Below are 17,352 nucleotides of genomic sequence, written 5' to 3' on the forward strand. Positions count from 1 at the left end.
GCAGCCCCAACCTATAATGACCTTTGGCAAGCCGCCGGTCATGTGTGCAACCTCTTCACCGAGGAGGAATGCTACAACTTCTTCAAGGCCGCAGGATACAGAACCGATTAAACGCGACACGCTCTAGGTCCGTGACTTTGCGCGCGTAGATATCCGCGAGCCCCGGGTGCAGCACAATCGGGGCAGGGGCGGGCAGGGCGCTGATGCGGGTTTCCAGATCCTTGCGTTCTGCCTCCAGCCTGTCCATCCGCGCCTTCATGCTATCATGGAACATGCCTTTCGCGATGGCGTCCACCATATTGTCGATCTCTTTGCGCACGGCATCGAGCCGCCGCATATGGGTTTTGCGTGCCATGGCGTCCTGCGTGTTGGCTTCGCGCAGCGCACGTTGATATTCCGTGATGAAGGCCCGCACCAGATCCGGGTGCATCAGTTTGTCCTTCAGGCCCTGCAAGGTGCGCCGTTCCATGTCCTTGCGCTCGATTGTCTTGCGGTTCGTGCATAGTTCGTCTGCATCACCGTACCCGCCTCATGACGGTTGCGATAGCGCGGGCTGATCCGGTTCTCGAATGCACGGTAATGTCGCAGAACCAAGTATAGCCGTAGCCGTCAGGATGCGCGGCCCGGTATTCCTCCCAGAGAAGCAGCAACGTCACGCCCTTGCGCGTCATCTCGGCAGCCATCTTTGGCCAGCCGGGTTCCCTCAGGTCGCAAGAGGGCCGACCAACGCGCTGAAACACGACCCGCTTCAGCGTCGTATCGTCATCGCGCCCCTGGGAAGAGGCCAGCAGTTCAGCCCAGCCTCCCGGGCCCGGTTCAGGTATGTCGCCACAGTCGTCTTGCTGAGCTTCAAACATGCTGCAACCTCACGCGCCGAAAGACCGTGCTCATGCGTCAGTCGCAGTATGGATCGAATGTCTTGCACAGTCGTGCGCCTCGCTTGCTTCTGTCTCGGCATGGTCCCTCCCGGCCTTGTCCGAGACCGGCAGAATGCCGTGACATCTCAGGCGATGATCAACCGTGTCACAGCCCTCCCGCAACTGTCCGGGGATTACCGAAATCCCGGTCCGGGATTTACCAAAACCCGCTATAGGCCGATTGACGCTACCTTTCGCGCCATAGCCCGGCATGCGGCGGGGCGGCTTCAAGCTACGCCGCGCCCTTCCAGATTTCGGGCGTGACATAGGCAACGCTCTCACCCACGCTGACCATCACATCGCCGTCCTGGATATTTACCTGAAGCTTCATCGCGCGGCTGGCCAGATTGGCCAACGCAGCCGTGTCCGCCTCAGAGAAATGGATAATCTGGAGATTGTCGAAACGGCTCGTGGCGCTCTTGGTCTTGTCCCACCAGACCTCGGCAACCCGTCCGCCATAGGGGTAAACAATCACCTTCGCGGCTTTGTTGCAGGACTGACGCAGCACCTTTTCGCTTGGAAGCCCAAGGGCCACCCAGACATCAATTTCGCCGCTCAGGCTCTTTTGCCAGATGTCGGGCTCGCTATCCGTCGACAGTCCTTTGGTCATTTCCAAATGCTCATGGGCATTCAGGGCAAATGTGACGATACGCACCATAAGCCGCTCATCCGTCTCCGAGGGATGCTTTGCAACCGTCAGTTTGTGGGTCTCGTAATACTGACGATCCATGTCAGAGACCGACAGCTCGATTTTATAAATGGTGGCATTTTGCGCCATGATCGGTTCCCAACCTCCAAGGATCGGGCTGTCTACCCCGTCCAGCTATCCTTGGGAAGCAGGCTGTCGGAGATTGGCGACCTTTTACAGCTGTTGGGGCGCGCTGCGGCGGCAGATTTTGACCTCCTCGACCGAAAAGTCATGCTTGCTAAAGCATTCTGGTTAGAAGAATTTGTCCGCGGACCAAACGTCCTCAAGGCTTATAGACCCGAGCAGTCATGAGCGGTCGATCCGCCCCGATCAGAACCAGCGCCCCGGTCGCGTCGATATCAAAGCGGTCCACCTGCGCCAGCGCTTCGAAGACCCGCCGCTCTTGCGCCATCAACGCTTCGGGACAGGCCATCATCGTGGCACCAGCGGAATCTACCTGTAGCCCTTCACCCGTCAGATCATAGCTTGCACGGAATCGGTTGCACCCACCCGTGCCATAGACACGCCCTTCACGGTCGAAAGCTACCTCTATCCGGCTGGAGTCGATCACCCCGCCGCCGCCCACATCCTCGACCACCCAATTTCGGCCAACCAATAGATCCAGCGGATCACCCCCACAGCCGGCAACAACATTGTCACCCATCGCAATATCCACCGCCTCTGGATAGGGCATCCCGGTCATCGCGTCCCGGCAGCGACGGTCAAACCGGGTCATCACGGCCCGCAGCGCCCGCTCTGGATCGGACGCAAAGATCAAGATGTCCCCTGCATCTGTCATCCGGGTCTCGGCCACACGCAAGCGCAGGGGCTCCATCCCCAGCCGGTCCAGCACCATCTCGCCCTGATCGATCACGGCAGACCAGAAGGGCTCTGTCCCGCGGGCCGTCACCGGCGCGCCATCCATTGGAAAGCTGACATGGCATTCGGGGAGATCGACACCCGACAGGGTCACAACCGCCGCAGCGCCGCGCTCCCAGAACACGAAACCAAGGTCGCCCTCGGCCTCATATTTCGTGCCAGAGGCTGCCGGAACCTGATCCATCACCATGCGCCCTGCGCCCGTATCCATCACCAACCTGTTGTCGGAATAGCCCAACCGGATCTGCCTGTCCCCGCAACGGAAGGCCGATTCAAAGCCTATGGGCTGGAACCGTCGCAACAGGACGGTTTCAAGCGCATCGGGCGTGTCGGGCGCGATCCGAAGCCCCTCGCTGACCCAGAGCATCTCGGCACCCAACGCGAACCCGGCCTGCAAGCGCAGCACCGTGCCGACCGGGGCTTCTATCGCGAACGGGAACGGCACCGCATCTGCATCCATCCGCGCTTCCGCGACGATCGCATCCATCGCATCGCGGATCTCGATCACCGCCTGCGCCCCTTCGGGCAGGGCGATCCGCTCCGGATAAGTCATCTCGCCGGTCAGCATCCGGCCCTCCTGGGCCGAAGCCGCAAACCCTGCCAGACAGCAGACCGATACGAGCAGTGCACGCAGCATTGTCAAATCCCCCCAGTGCTGTGCGCATAAGGATACCCCACCGCCACTGTGGTACAAGCACGCAGCGCGTGACATCCTCCCTGTCGGCGACTTCTTACATCCCACAGCGAAACGGACCCTGCGGCAGGCGCTGCAATGCGACCGTCCGGCGTAAATTGGTTGGCGCTCCAGAAACCTGCGGTGCTGTCGGAATGCCGAGCCAAGCCCTTTGGACTGAACCCGCCATCCTGCTCACCTCTTGTGGCGGAGGTCAGATGATCTCGTTTTCGGGTAAGAATCGCTGGGTCAAAACTGTTTCCTGCATGAGCATCAGACGATGTGCGTTTTTCATATGCTCTGACAGGATTTCCCGTGCCGCGACGGCATCACCCTCGCGTAGCGCGGCGATCAGACGCAACTGATAATCAAAACCGGACGACCAAAGGTCGCGATTGGGCTGGGCATACAGGCGGCGGGACACAGTTATCTCGGCCAGCATGTTGGCCGTGAAACGTATCAGAAAGCGCAAAAGCGCATTTCCCGACATTTCTGCCAACAGGGCATGGAAGCGAAGGGAAGCAACATGTTGCTCGCGTTCTTCCTCGGCGCTGCGAGCTGGCTCGCAATAACGGGTCATGACCTCTTCCAGCGCTGCAAGCTGGGCTTCGCTCAGGCTACCAGCTAGCGAAGCAGCGAGTTCGGGCTCCAGTGCCTGCCGGATCTGATAGATGTCGTCGATAGTAAGATGTTCGAAATAAAAATAATTCCCCAACAACGCCGTGGCCCGTTCTTCGGACACTTGGTGCACAAAGACACCACCCCCCGGACCTGTTCGAGATTTCACCAACCCTTGCGCTTCAAGAATGCGGATCGCCTCGCGGATCGTGCCCTTGGACATGCCGAAGCGTTCGATCAACTCGCTTTCAGATGGCAGGCGCACGCCTGGCCCCCACCCATTTTCCATGACCCAGGACTTTATTGCCTCGGCCACCTGTTGCGGACGCGACAGGCGTTCAGGGGTCGAGCGGATGGTGGCAGGCGACAAATTGATCTCCTTCAACGGCGCGCAATTCAGGCACTTTGGCGCGGCACACATCTGACGCACGTGGGCAGCGCCCTGCAAAGGCGCAACCCGGCGGCGGATTTAGCGGGTCAGGCAATTCACCTGACTGTGCGCCCCCCAATGGGCGGCCCACAACTGGCGCCGAGTCCGCCAAAAGGCTCGTATAGGGATGGCGCGGTGCTGCAAAGACCTTTTCTGCGGGGCCAGTTTCCACGATCGAACCAAAATAGAGCACCGCGATGCGGTCGCTGACAGCCTCGACCACGGCCAGATCATGGCTGATGAACAGATAAGTCAGGTTGAATTCGGCTTTCAGATCAGCCAGCAGATTCAGAACTTGCGCCTGCACCGACACATCCAGCGCCGAGACTGGCTCATCAAGGATCACGATACGCGGGCTGGCCGCGAGTGCACGCGCAATCCCGATGCGCTGCGCCTGCCCGCCAGAAAATTCATGCGGATAGCGGCTGAGGAATTCGGGCCGCAGATTGACAGCGTCGAAGAGCTCGGCGATGCGGTCGTCCAGGGCTTTGCCGCGCAGGCCATGCAGCAGGCGCAGCGGCACTTCGATAATCTGCCGGATCGTTTTGCGCGGGTTCAGGCTGGAAACCGGGTCTTGAAACACATATTGGATCAGCCGTCCGAAAGCGGCAGGGTCAGCGCGGTCCAGCGCACGGCCTTCGATTTCAATACTACCAGATGTCGGTGGCAACAGACCCACCAGCATCCGCGCCAATGTCGATTTTCCACAGCCGGATTCGCCGACGACGCCAAGCGTTTCGCCCGTCTGCACCTCGAATGACACCGGATGAACCGCGTGCACCTGCGCACGCGGCGGGCCGATCAGTCGTTTGCCGATGTCAAATGTCTTGGCCAGATCGGTGGCTTTCAGGGCAATCGTCATGATGCTCCCTCCGGATACAGGCAGCGTACCTTGTGTGTATCACCTGTCAGGTCAATTTCGTCCGCACGGCAAGCGGTTTGCGCCTTGTCGCAGCGCGGCGCGAAAGCGCAGCCTGCGGGGAGATCATCAACCGCCGGTGGCAGGCCCGGAATGGCGGCCAGTTCACGCCGCCCCCCGCCCAATTCCGGCACGCAGGCAATCAGACGCTTGGTGTAGGGGTGGGCAGGCGCAGCGAGCACCTCGGCAGTGTCACCTGCCTCGACAATGCGCCCGCCATACATGACCGCCACGCGGTCGCAAAGCTGACCCACAACGCCGAAATCATGGGTGATGAACAGGATCGCCAGCCCCCGATCACGCCGCAGGTCTGACAGCAGTGCCAGAATTTGTGCCTGCACGGTCACGTCCAGCGCGGTGGTCGGTTCATCCGCGATAATGATATCAGGATCATTCGCCAGAGCCATCGCAATGCCGACGCGCTGGCGCATACCCCCCGACAGTTCATGCGGGTAGGCCTTCGCGCGTGCGCCCGCATTGGGGATGCGCACATCTTCCAGAAGTTTGACCGCGCGCTCATGCGCTTGCGCATGGGTCACGTGTTCATGCACGCGGATCGCCTCGATCAACTGGTCGCCAATGTGATACAACGGGTGCAGGGTCGAAAGTGGGTCTTGAAAGATATAGGCAACTTTGCGCCCCCGCAGGCTGCGCAGCACCTCATAGGGCGCGCCAATCAGATCCCGCCCTTCCAGCCGCACAGCGCCCCCGGTGATAACCCCGGGCGGTGAGGCGACAAGCCCCATCACCGACAGCGCCGTGACCGATTTGCCGGAGCCGGATTCGCCAATCAATCCCAGACATTCGCCCGGTTTCAGATCAAGCGACACCTTGTTGACGGCCTTGTAGATGCGTGACCCAACATGAAACTGCGTTTCCAGATCGTCAATGCGCAGCAATCCTTCGCCCTTGGGCGCAGGTGCTTCCGCGCGTTCTACCCGCGTCGTGGCCATGGGCCGTGCCAATGCCCCCGAACGCAAGCGCGGGTCCAGCGCGTCGCGGATGCCGTCACCCAGCAGATTGACGGACATCACGATCAGCAGGATCATCACACCCGGCACAATGGATGTATGCGGTGCCGTAATCAGCGCCGAGCGGGCCTCGCCCAGCATGGAACCCAAATCAGCCTGCGGTGGCTGACTGCCAAGGCCGAGGAAAGACAGACCCGCAGTTTCCAGGATCATCCAGCCGATGGTCGTGGACATGGCGATCACCACCACAGGCACGATATTCGGCACAACTTCGGTCAGCAGAATTCGCGTATGACCCATGCCTGCCAGTTTCGCCGCGTCAATGAATTCCCGATGCGCAATCCCTACAGTCACCCCGCGAATGTTGCGCGCGAAAAACGGGATGTTCACGACCGCGACCGCAATCAGGGCATTCAGCAGGCCCGGCCCCAGCACCGCGACAATCGCAAGCGCAAGCAAGATATAGGGAAACGCCATCAGCATATCGACACCGCGCATGGTCACATTATCGGTGCGCCCGCCGAAATAGCCCGCCATTACCCCGATGGCCGCGCCCAGCAGCCCCGCCACAAGTGCAGCCGCAAAGCCCACCGCCAATGACAGCCGCGTGCCCCACATCAGGCGCGACAGCAGATCGCGCCCCAGATGATCCGTGCCCAGCAGGTGCCCCTCCGACATGGGGCGCAGGAAACGATTGGCCGTGTTGGTTTCATTCGGAAGGTGCAAAGGCAGAATGGGTGTGAGCAGGGCTAGCAGCACAATCACACCAAGCACCACGGCCCCAAACCCCGCGAGCTTGTTGCGGAACAGAAGTCTTAAAAACAGGCTCATGTTTTGATCCTTGGGTCCAGCCAGGCCTGCGCCACATCCACGATGATATTGAAGCCCACATAACAGGCCGCAATGAAGACCACCCCGCCCTGCACCAGCAGAATGTCACGTTTCAGAATGCCGTCGACCAGCATCCGGCCCACGCCGGGCCATTGGAACACCATTTCAATGTAAACCGCGCCCGACAGCACGAAGCCCGCCTGAATACCCAGAACAGGAATGATGCCAACCATCGCCGCACGCAGCGCATGGCCCCAGATCACGCGGCGCTCATGCACGCCCTTGGCGCGCGCCGTGCGGACGAAATCCTGCCGTAGCACTTCCAGCATGGCACCGCGCGACAGCCTTGCGATTACGCCCGTGGCCACCACAGACAGCGCCAGCGCTGGCATGGTCAGATGCCGGATCAGGTCCGGCAGATCGCCGCCGCCCCAGATGGAATACATGCCCGACACCGGAAACCACCGCAACTGCACGGCGAAAAAAAGGATCATCATCATGCCAAGGAAAAAGGATGGCACGGAAATGCCTAGGATCACAACAAAGGTGATCGCCTTGTCCGCCAGCCCGTATTGACGCGCCGCCGAGACAACGCCCGCCACAATCCCCAGAAGTGAACACAACACGAAAGCCGTGCCAGCAAGAACAAGCGTGGCTGAAAACCGATCCAGGATTTCATCCAGAACAGGCCGGTTCAACGCGAAGGAGCGTCCGAAATCGCCCTGCACCAGATTGCCCAGCCAGATGAAATACTGCCGCCATAGCGGTTCATCCAAACCAAGATGCCGATTCAGCCGCTCGACATTCTCTGGCGTTGCATAACTGCCCAGAATCGCCGTCGCGGGATCGCCGGGGATCATTGCCATGATCAAAAACACGATCACCGTGATACCCAGCAACACCGGAATGGCCGACAAAAGCCGCTTCAGGATATAGCCACCCATTCCTGCCCCTGTTCTTCATCTTGCCTTAAATACTCAAAACAGGGCGCGCGACAGCGCGCCCTGCCTGTGGCGTTAGTTTTTCACCACATCCTTCAAGAGCAGGAAGAAGGACGGCTCAAGCTGGAAACCCTCGACCGCCTCCGATGTCACGGCATTCTGCTTCCAGTTCGCCACGAACACCCAAGGCGCGTCTTCCTGCACGATCACCTGCATCTCGCGATAAAGCCGCGCACGCTCGGTTTGATCGGTTTCCACTCGGGCGGCTTCCAGCAGCGCATCCACTGCGGGGTTGGAATAATAGCCAGAATTGAACCCGCCCGCGTCCGGCCATGCATCAGTCCGCAATGCAAGGAAAGGCAGCGTGTCGGGATCGTTTGTCATCCAGGCCATTTGCGCCATATCGGCTTTGCCCTCCAAGCCTGGGTTCACATTGCCAAGGAAGGTGTTCCATTCATAGGTCTCGATTTTAACGTCAAACCCTACGGCCGCCAGATCGGCCTGAATGGCCGTGCCCATTGGAATCGGATCCAACATGCCCGAGCCGCCCTCGGCGACATAGAAGGTCAGACTGGCACCTTCGGCACCGGCCTCTGCGATCAGTTCACGGGCGCGATCCGGGTTGTAGGGATATGGCTCCAGTTCGTCATTATAGGCCCATGCGAAGGCGGGTGGGGTGGGGCCAGCCGCAATGGTGGCAGTTCCTTCGAGCACGTCATTGACCAATGCGGCCTTGTTGATCGCATAATTGGCCGCCTGTCGCACGCGCTTATCTGCGAATGGCCCCTCCTTGGCGTTCAGGATCAGGAACCAGACATGCGGGCCTGCCTGTTCATGCACGGTATGCGCGTCGCTCTGGAATTGCGAAATGGCCACGGGCGGGACTTCCACCATCACGTCAATGCCACCTGCCAGCATCTCGGCCACACGGGTATTGGCGTCGGTGATGGGTCGGAAGATTACGGCTTCGGTACCTGCCACGCCATCCCAGTAAGTGTCATTGCGGGTCACAACTACGCGCTCATTGGAGCGCCATTCGGCAAATTGGAACGGCCCTGTGCCCGACGGGTTACGGCCGAAATCCGCGCCATGTTCCATCACGGCCGCGGGCGAGACGATAAGGCCCGTGGGATAGGCAAGGTTTGACAGAAACGGCGCATAGGGTTCGTTCAAGGTGAACTGCACGGTGTTTGCGTCCAACGCCTCTACGCCCTCGATCGCACCAAAGAAGAACGATAGTGGGAAAGGGCCGGTGTCATGATAGGGGTGATCTTCGTTCAGCATCCGCTCGAAATTCCAGACCACGGCCTCGGCATCAAAGGCGCTGCCATCATGGAAACTGACCCCTTCGCGCAAGGTGAAGGTGTAGACAGTGCCATCCTCGGAGATTTCCCACGCTTCGGCCAGCGCCGGTTCCACCTCGAGCGTGCCCGATGCGTAGCGCACCAGCCCGTCATAGATATTCATCAAAATACGGAAATCATTGACCGCTGTAACAGCATGCGGATCAAGCGCCTGCGGCTCAGCTATCTGGCCGACGACAAGGACGCCTGGAGGGGTCTGGGCTGCGGCCGGCGCAACCAGCGCCGAACTCGCCAGAAGTGCGGCTGTCAGTACCCCAAAGCCACGGCGGGTCAATGATGAAAAGGCCATTTTGGCGCTCCCTGTTGGTTTGATTATTCCTCGATAATTATCATGATAATTTGCATTCGTCAAAATTTTCATGATAGATTGGCAACTCAAGGGGAAATAAACAGATGACCTTCTCGATTCTTGCACAAGATTTGAACACGGGCGCTTTCGGCGGTGCTGCGGCGACAGGGTCGTTATGTGTGGGCGGCTGGGTGCTTCGAGGCGATTCGCGCGCCGGAATGTCGGCCTCGCAAGGGGCCGCACCCTCGACCATCTGGGGCGAAGATGCGCTGCTGCGGATGCAGGCTGGCGATACGGCAGAACAGGCGCTTGCCGCCGTGACCGGGCCGGATGCAGGACGTCAATGGCGGCAACTGGCCCTTCTGGATCGCGTGGGCGGCACGGCCTGCCACACAGGCGCACAGAACACCGAATGGCGCGGAGCGTTGGTTGCGCCAGGGCTGGTCGTCTCGGGCAATCTGCTGGACGGGCCACAGGTGCTGCTGGCGCTACGCGACACATTTCTTGCAGCAAAGGGCGATCTGGCAGAACGACTGCTGGCGGCACTTGCGGCGGCCGAGTCCGCAGGCGGCGATACCCGCGGCTTGCAATCAGCGGCACTGCTTGTCGTTGCTGACAATGCGCCACCGCTTACCCTTCGCGTAGATTGGTCCGAAAACCCGGTTGCCGCCCTGCGCGATCTGCACAGGCGTAGCCAGGACGGCACGTACGCGGCATGGTTGCCCAGGGTGCCCACCCGCAACGATCCGGAGCGCGGCCATGACTGATACCGACTGGGGCGCGCTGGCGCAGCACTGGCTGGAGCGGCTGGCTGCCTGTTCCGAACCCGGCCCCGGCGTGACGCGCCTGCCGTTTACTCCCGAACACCGTGCCGCGCTGGCAGTGCTGGTCGCGTTGATGGAACAGGCGGGACTTGCAGTTCATCTGGATGACGCAGGCACGCTGATCGGCCGGTTGGACGGGCCAACGGGTGCGCCTACGCTGATCCTGGGATCGCACCAGGATTCGGTGCGCGAAGGCGGCGGCTATGACGGGATCATGGGGGTGGTCCTGCCAGTATTAACCCTTATGAAGTTACAGCAAGCCGGGGTGGCGCTGCCCTTCGCGGTTGAGGTCATGGCCTTCGCCGACGAAGAAGGTGTCCGCTTCCCAACTGCACTGATGGGGCCGCGTGCCCTTGCCGGGACATTCGATATGGCCGCGCTTGACATGCGCGACCGTGACGGGGTCAGCTTGCGCCGCGCGATGGAAGAGTTCGGGCTGAACCCTGACACTCTACCGGGGTTGCGACGCGACCCGGCACAGGTTCTGGGCTGGGTGGAAATACATCTAGAGCAGGGGCCCATACTGGAAGCTGCGGGGCAAAACATCGGCATCGTCACTAGCATTTGCGGGATCGAGCGGCACATGGTCACGTTCACCGGCAAGGCTGCCCATGCAGGCACCGTGCCAATGCATCTGCGCCGTGATGCTCTGGCGGGCGCCGCAGAACTGACCCTTGCAGCAGAGTCGCAGGCCCGCGAATTCGACGGCCTGCTGGCGACGGTCGGAGCCTTGCAGGTTAGGCCAGGCGTGGTGAATGCTGTCCCAGGCGAGGTTGCTATGACCCTCGAAATCCGCGCACCCGATGACACCCAGCGCGAAAAGGCCGGGGTGACGCTGTGCCGAATAGCCCATGGCATCGCGAAGCAGCGGGGCCTCGGGCTGGAGATCACGCGCACATATGCCCAGGCAGCGACCCCTTGTTCGCCACAGATCATCGACCGCCTCGTCAAGGCGGTCGAGGCCGGAAACCGCCCAGCGGCGACGCGCATTGCTTCGGGAGCGACGCATGACACCTCGGCCATGGCCGGACTGTGCTCGGTGGGGATGCTGTTCGTCGCCTGCCGCGACGGTATAAGCCACCACCCCGACGAACATGTGGAACCAGCAGCAATGGCAGCCGGAATCCTGACCCTAGAGCGGTTCCTTCGGCAACTTCAGTAATCTGGTCACCCGGCCCTATGCGGCGGCTTGCATTGCGCGCCATGGAACCGAGGCATGAGTTCAAGCAACGTGCTTGGACGAGGCTGCGTGGAAACGCCGGAGCCAAGCGCTGCTTTCGGATTGATAGGTTTTTTAGCAAGCCTCGGCCCAAAGCGGCTAGTCGCGAATTGTGCAGTTCCTGCCAATGCTCTTGGGTGCTGGAAATGCGCCCATGGACAATGAATGAACGACACCTTTGTGTTGGCAGCGCAGCATCGTTTCTTGCGCCCAAGCGCATGTAGGCTGCTCGGCCACAATGAACGATATCGGTTTTCGAACCCATATCAGCCCACCACATGAAATGCAGGAATTGGCGTGGGAAATCAGGTTCCGGCCTGGGTCCAAAAACTTTCCAATTGACAGAATCGCCATTTGGAAAATATATGACACCGATGACATGACACCGGTGTCATATGCGAATGACCCGTTTGGGTCGCACTCCGAGGGGGGGAGCGGATGTCAACAATATATGACGTTGCAGACCGCGCTGGCGTATCTGCGAAGACTGTTTCGCGTGTTCTGAATGGCGATGGCCCTGTTGGCGAGAAAACCCGCGCACGGGTCAAGCAAGCAATCCACGAGCTTGGCTATGTTCCCTCGCAAGCTGCGCGCATGATGCGTTCCAACAAATCTGGGCTGATCGGGCTTATCACCGGGGCGATCTCTCGCAACGCCGAACCGACCGAACCCACCGGCTTGCCGGATTTGCACATCGTGCAAGGCATTCAGGCCCATATGGCCGCGCAGGGCATGACGCTGATGATCGCCGATACCGGCGGCGCGCAAGACCGGGTGAAACCCCTGATCCAGACGTTTCAGGAACACCGGGTCGAAGGCTTGATCTATGTTGCTGATTACCACCGCGAGGTTGACCTGCCAGATGCTGTCGCCAGTTGCCCGGTGCATCTGGTCAATTGCTATGATGCGACCGGGCACCCATGCGTGCTCCCCGATGATCGCGGGGGCCAGCACGCATTGACAAAACGGCTTATTGCGCACGGTCATCGCCGTATCGCTTATGTCACCCTTGACCGGGATATGGACGCGACGCGATTGCGTTCTCAGGGCTACAGAGACGCCCTTGCGGAATCCAAACTCGACTTCGATACGGCGCTGCTGATCGAAGGACACAAGCAGGAGGCACCAGATGCCAATGCCTGCCTTGCCCGCGCAATCGACCACCTGCTTGATTTGCCGATGCCGCCCACAGTGATCTGCTGCGGCAATGATGAAATGGCGTTGCGGCTTTATGGGCATCTGCGGCGGCGCGGAATGCGCGTGCCCGAAGAGATATCCATTACAGGCTATGACAATTATCGCGCCATTGCTGAAACGCTGTTTCCGCCACTGACCACCGTTGAACTGCCCTACCGCGCGATGGGCGAGCGTGTTGCTGAACGCCTTCTGGCACAAATCGCCTCTGGCACGCCACCTGCGGATGATCTGTGCGAACTGACCGCGTCACCCGTTGTCTGGCGGGATTCTGTCACAGCTATCCGAACCTGAATTCAGTCTCAAAAGGGAGGAAACCATGAAACTGAAGTATTTTGTCGCCTGCACAGTGGCGGCGCAAACTCTCACCCTCGGCGCAGCCATCGCCCAGACACCTTTGACTATCTGGTATCATGGCGCAGGCAACGAAGTTGAGAGCGCGCTCATCAATCAGATCGTCGCCGATTTCAACGCCAGTCAATCAGACTGGTCCGTCTCGCTCGAAAGCTTCCCGCAAGGGGCTTACAACGACTCCGTCGTCGCTGCGGCGCTGGCGGGCAACCTGCCCGACATTCTGGATGTGGACGGGCCTGTCATGCCCAACTGGGCCTGGGCGGGATACATGCAGCCCCTGCCGTTGGACGAAGCCGTGATCGCGGATTTCCTGCCGGGCACCAAGGGCTATTGGGATGGGCAGCTTTACTCTATCGGGCTGTGGGATGCCGCCGTGGCCTTGGTCACGCGCCAATCCACGCTGGATGCGCTGGACCTGCGCACCCCCACGCTGGCAGAGCCGTGGAGCGGTGACGAATTCATGGCCGCGCTCGATGCCGCAAAAGTGTCGGGCGATTGGGAATATGCCTTCGATCCCGGCATGGCCTGGACCGGGGAGTGGTATCCCTATGCGTTCTCGCCCTTCCTGCAAAGCTTTGGCGGCGACATCGTGGATCGCAGCACCTATCAGAGCGCGGACGGCGTGCTGAACGGTGACGCAGCCGTGGCCTTCGGCGAGTGGTGGCAATCGCTGTTTACGGGCGGCTATGCGCCGGGCACCAGTCAGGACCCGGCAGCACGCGACAATGGCTTCATCGAGGGGCGCTATGCATTTTCATGGAACGGCAACTGGGCCGCGTTGAACGCGCTGAATTCCTTTGACGACACGCTGTTTCTGCCCGCACCCGATTTCGGCAACGGCCCGAAAATCGGTGCGGCAAGCTGGCAATTCGGGGTTTCTGGCACATCCGAACACCCTGACGGGGCTGCTGCCTTCATCGAATTTGCGTTGCAAGACGAATACCTTGCGGCCTTCTCGAATGGGATCGGCCTGATCCCGGCCACGGCCTCTGCTGCCGCCATGACCGAAAACTACGCCGAAGGTGGTGCGATGGCAGTGTTCTTCGCGTTGAGCGAAGCGCAAGCCCTCGTGCGCCCTGTGACACCGGGCTATGTCGTTCAGGCCAAGGTGTTTGAAAAAGCTCTGGCCGATATCGCCAATGGGGCCGATGTGGTTGACACACTTGATGCCGCCGTTGATGAAATTGACGCCGACATCGCGCGAAACAGCGGCTACGGCCACTAAGACTGCACCTGTGCGCCAAAAAGGGCGCGCAGGCCCTTTCCCACCGGCAGGAAAAGGCAATCCCATGTCCTCGAAACTGACCACATCAAACCGCGCAGGCTGGGCATTCGCGGCACCGGGGATCGTGTTGATCGCGACCTTCATCATCGTGCCGTTTTTCTTTGCCTTCGCGTTGTCGCTGACCAATCAGAGGCTGATCTCGCCCAATCCCACGCAATATGTGGGCTTGCAGAATTATCGCGACATGCTGTCGGTCTCTGTGCTGCGTCTTGCCCCGGAACATGACGACGCGGGCCTGATCGCGCGCGATGCAGATGGTGCGCCGGTCTATCCGCGCGTGCGGGAGATCACCCGCAACCCCGATTTTCCGCAATATCGTGGCATGCGCGAATGGTTCCGCGTCCATACAGGCGACACCGCCCATGTGGTGATCGCGCGCGACGTCGTGTTCATGAAAGCGCTGGTCAATACGGTCACTTTCGTTCTGGTCGTCGCCCCCCTGCAAGGGGCATTGGCCTTGGGGCTGGCGCTTCTGGTCAATCAGAAACTGCGCGGCATCACAGTGTTTCGAGCGGTCTATTTCATGCCCGTTGTGGTGTCGATCGTGGTCGTTTCGCTGCTATGGCGGTTCATCTATTCGCCTGATGGTGGCTTGCTGAACAATCTTCTGTCGGGGCTGAGTTTCGGGATGTTTCAGCCCGTCAACTGGTTGGGCAACCCCGACACGGCGCTGCCCGCGATCATGGGCATGTCGATCTGGCAAGCGGTAGGCTTTCATATGGTGATCTGGCTGTCTGGCCTGCAAACCATCAGTCCCACGCTCTATGAGGCCGCCGAAATCGAAGGCGCATCCAAATGGCAGACCTTCCGCTATGTGACATGGCCGGGCTTGCGGCATACGGCGGTTCTGGTTCTGATCGTTATCACCATGCAGGCATTCGCGCTGTTTGCGCAGATCGACGTGATGACGCGCGGCGGCCCATTGGACAGCACGCAAACGCTGGTCTTTCAGGCGGTCGAGCGCGGCTATGGCAAGCAGGATATTTCCGGCGGAGCCACGATCAGCGTGGTGCTGTTCCTGATGGTGCTGACCATTTCACTCGTGCAGCGCCGGCTCACCAGAGAAAGGGCATAAGATGGCCGCCATTTCCCCCGAAAACCATGGCCTGCGGCTGGCTGTGCGCTATGCGGTGTTGGTGCTGATTGCGATCATCTTCGTCTTTCCGCTGGTCTTCATGGTCATGTCCAGCCTGAAGCCCGACCAACAGCTTCTGGCAGACACGTCCAGCCTGCGGGCCTTCCTGCCAGTGGGCGATGTCAGCCTGAACAATTACACAAAAGCGTTTCAGCGCGCGCCGATTGGGCTATTTGTGTTGAACTCGGTTCTGGTGACGGGGCTGACAGTGGTGCTATGCCTGCTGATCTGTTCCATGGCAGGGTTCGCCTTTGTCTATCTGAACTGGCGCGGGCGCGATCTGATCCTGTCGGTTGTTCTTGCCACGCTGATCGTGCCGTTCGAAACCATCGCCATCCCGCTTCTGCTGTTGGTGTCGAAACTGCCCTGGATTGGCTGGGAGGGCATCACCATTGGCTGGCTCAACAGCTACCGGGTGCAGATCATCCCGTGGATCGCAGATGCACTGACGATCTTTCTGTTCGTTCAATACTTCAAGGGCCTGCCGCGCGAGCTGATCGAAGCGGCGCGCGTGGAAGGGGCGACATGGTTCCAGATCTACTGGCGCGTCGTGATGCCCTTGTCCGGCCCTGTGCTGGCGACGGCTGCGATCTTGAAGTTCCTTGTCATGTATAACCAATACCTGTGGCCGCTGATCGTGGTGCAGCAGGAACAATACCGCCCTGTCATGGTCGGGCTGCAATACTTCTTCCAACTCAACATCGCGTGGGGCGAGGTCATGGCCTATCTGACCATGATAACTGTGCCGGTGCTGGCATTCTACCTGGCCTTGCAGCGCGCCTTCATCGCTTCGATCGCGTCAACTGGTGTGAAAGGATAACCGATATGGTTCTCGCTCTGGAACAACAATGGATCTGGGATAGCTGGTATGCCCATGATGGCGACAAATGGCATGTCTTTTTCCTGAAGGCGGATAAGTCGCTCATCAACCCCGAATTGCGGCATTTCAATGTGACGCAGGGCCACGCCGTCAGCGACGATCTGGTTGACTGGGATCATCTGGGCACCTGTCTGGCCCCAGCCGGCGGTCCCGCATGGGATGATTTCACCACATGGACAGGGTCAGTGGTGCGCGACGATGCAGGGCTTTGGCACCTGTTCTACACCGGCACATCCAAGGCGAATGAGGGGCTTTATCAGCGCATCGGGCATGCCACGTCAGAGGATCTGCACAACTGGAAGCGCGTGGGCAATGGCTTGTGTCTGGACCTGACCGGGCCGACCGCCAGCGCCTACGAGGCTGATCTTGCCAAGGGCTTCTGGCATGACCGCGCCATGCGCGACCCTTGGGTCATGCGCGACCCCGATGGCGCGGGCTGGCTGATGTATTTCACGGCCCGCGCGCCGGGGATTGAAGAACCCAATGCAGGCGGCGCGATCGGCTTTGCGACCTCGGATGACCTGATGACATGGACCCTGCAACCGCCGGTGTTCATTGGCGGCTATGGCCAGTTGGAAGTGCCGCAGGTCTTTCAGGTGGACGGCCGCTGGTATTGCCTGTTCTGCACGGCCGCCGAGCATTTCTCGAAAGCACAGGCCGCAGCCATCCCCGGCGGACCTGTCACGGGCTCGCATTATCTGATGGCCGACAGCCCACGCGGGCCGTGGACCATTGCGCCGGGGCCGTTTCTGGACGGCGCATTGCCCTGCCGTCGTTATGCCGCACGAATTGTCGAAACAGATGCAGGATTGCGCATCATGGGCTTTGCCGACAAGGGCGCGGATGGGCAGTTCCTAGGTGTGGTCATGGACCCGGACCCGGTCGACGTGCTGGCGGATGGCCGCCTGATCGTGCGTCCGCAACCTCAAGCTGCGGAGTAG

General features: G+C 60.3%; 15 protein-coding genes and 1 pseudogene. 7 read left to right on the forward strand and 9 right to left on the reverse strand.

The window, feature by feature from the left end; all coding sequences use genetic code 11:
- Positions 1-82: 82 nt before the first annotated feature.
- From M3N55_RS09350 to M3N55_RS09395, 9 genes and pseudogenes are all read right to left on the reverse strand, one after another.
- Positions 83-469: a hypothetical protein gene (locus tag M3N55_RS09350; protein ID WP_249058273.1), complete on the reverse strand. Its 387-nt coding sequence runs from the start codon at positions 467-469 to the stop codon at positions 83-85.
- A gap of 29 nt (positions 470-498) precedes the next feature.
- A pseudogene (locus M3N55_RS16845) lies at positions 499-958 on the reverse strand (IS21 family transposase); the annotation flags it as partial.
- Between the two features lie 191 nt (positions 959-1,149).
- Positions 1,150-1,695, reverse strand: a complete 546-nt coding sequence (locus tag M3N55_RS09365; RefSeq protein WP_249058274.1) for a YaeQ family protein — start codon at positions 1,693-1,695, stop codon at positions 1,150-1,152.
- Between the two features lie 193 nt (positions 1,696-1,888).
- Positions 1,889-3,121 carry an META domain-containing protein gene (locus M3N55_RS09370; RefSeq protein WP_249058275.1) on the reverse strand — a complete coding sequence of 411 codons (1,233 nt, stop codon included), beginning with the start codon at positions 3,119-3,121 and terminating at the stop codon, positions 1,889-1,891.
- A 250-nt stretch (positions 3,122-3,371) separates the two neighbouring features.
- Positions 3,372-4,145 carry a FadR/GntR family transcriptional regulator gene (locus M3N55_RS09375; protein ID WP_283163937.1) on the reverse strand — a complete coding sequence of 258 codons (774 nt, stop codon included), beginning with the start codon at positions 4,143-4,145 and terminating at the stop codon, positions 3,372-3,374.
- Positions 4,114-5,067 (reverse strand): ABC transporter ATP-binding protein, encoded by a 954-nt coding sequence (locus tag M3N55_RS09380; RefSeq protein ID WP_249058276.1) that lies wholly within the window; start codon positions 5,065-5,067, stop codon positions 4,114-4,116. Before M3N55_RS09380 ends, M3N55_RS09375 begins: the two co-directional genes overlap by 32 nt.
- Complete coding sequence (locus M3N55_RS09385) at positions 5,064-6,926, reverse strand: dipeptide/oligopeptide/nickel ABC transporter permease/ATP-binding protein (protein WP_249058277.1); 1,863 nt, start codon at positions 6,924-6,926, stop codon at positions 5,064-5,066. Before M3N55_RS09385 ends, M3N55_RS09380 begins: the two co-directional genes overlap by 4 nt.
- Positions 6,923-7,870 carry an ABC transporter permease gene (locus M3N55_RS09390; protein WP_249058278.1) on the reverse strand — a complete coding sequence of 316 codons (948 nt, stop codon included), beginning with the start codon at positions 7,868-7,870 and terminating at the stop codon, positions 6,923-6,925. The genes M3N55_RS09385 and M3N55_RS09390 overlap by 4 nt, the downstream gene beginning before the upstream one ends.
- Before the next feature lie 72 nt (positions 7,871-7,942).
- Entirely contained in the window at positions 7,943-9,520 is a 1,578-nt protein-coding gene (locus M3N55_RS09395; protein ID WP_249058279.1) for an ABC transporter substrate-binding protein, read from the reverse strand.
- A 104-nt stretch (positions 9,521-9,624) separates the two neighbouring features.
- Here M3N55_RS09395 and M3N55_RS09400 point away from each other — a divergent pair, with 104 nt between their 5' ends.
- The 7 genes from M3N55_RS09400 (at position 9,625) to M3N55_RS09430 (ending at position 17,352) form a co-directional block, all read left to right on the forward strand.
- Positions 9,625-10,287 (forward strand): DUF1028 domain-containing protein, encoded by a 663-nt coding sequence (locus M3N55_RS09400; protein ID WP_249058280.1) that lies wholly within the window; start codon positions 9,625-9,627, stop codon positions 10,285-10,287.
- Positions 10,280-11,506 (forward strand): M20 family metallo-hydrolase, encoded by a 1,227-nt coding sequence (locus tag M3N55_RS09405; protein WP_249058281.1) that lies wholly within the window; start codon positions 10,280-10,282, stop codon positions 11,504-11,506. The genes M3N55_RS09400 and M3N55_RS09405 overlap by 8 nt, the downstream gene beginning before the upstream one ends.
- Before the next feature lie 495 nt (positions 11,507-12,001).
- Positions 12,002-13,051, forward strand: a complete 1,050-nt coding sequence (locus M3N55_RS09410) for a LacI family DNA-binding transcriptional regulator (RefSeq protein ID WP_249058282.1) — start codon at positions 12,002-12,004, stop codon at positions 13,049-13,051.
- A 25-nt stretch (positions 13,052-13,076) separates the two neighbouring features.
- On the forward strand, positions 13,077-14,336 hold the full coding sequence (locus M3N55_RS09415; RefSeq protein ID WP_249058283.1) for a sugar ABC transporter substrate-binding protein: 1,260 nt from the start codon (positions 13,077-13,079) through the stop codon (positions 14,334-14,336).
- 64 nt (positions 14,337-14,400) lie between these two features.
- Positions 14,401-15,471 (forward strand): carbohydrate ABC transporter permease, encoded by a 1,071-nt coding sequence (locus M3N55_RS09420; RefSeq protein ID WP_249058284.1) that lies wholly within the window; start codon positions 14,401-14,403, stop codon positions 15,469-15,471.
- 1 nt (position 15,472) lies between these two features.
- Positions 15,473-16,351, forward strand: coding sequence for a carbohydrate ABC transporter permease (locus M3N55_RS09425; protein ID WP_249058285.1), 879 nt, complete (start codon positions 15,473-15,475; stop codon positions 16,349-16,351).
- A 5-nt stretch (positions 16,352-16,356) separates the two neighbouring features.
- A complete protein-coding gene (locus tag M3N55_RS09430; protein WP_249058286.1) occupies positions 16,357-17,352 on the forward strand; it encodes a glycoside hydrolase family protein in 996 nt (331 codons plus the stop codon).

Origin of the sequence: Roseinatronobacter domitianus (assembly GCF_023336755.1) — a bacterium.
Lineage (GTDB): Bacteria > Pseudomonadota > Alphaproteobacteria > Rhodobacterales > Rhodobacteraceae > Roseinatronobacter > Roseinatronobacter domitianus.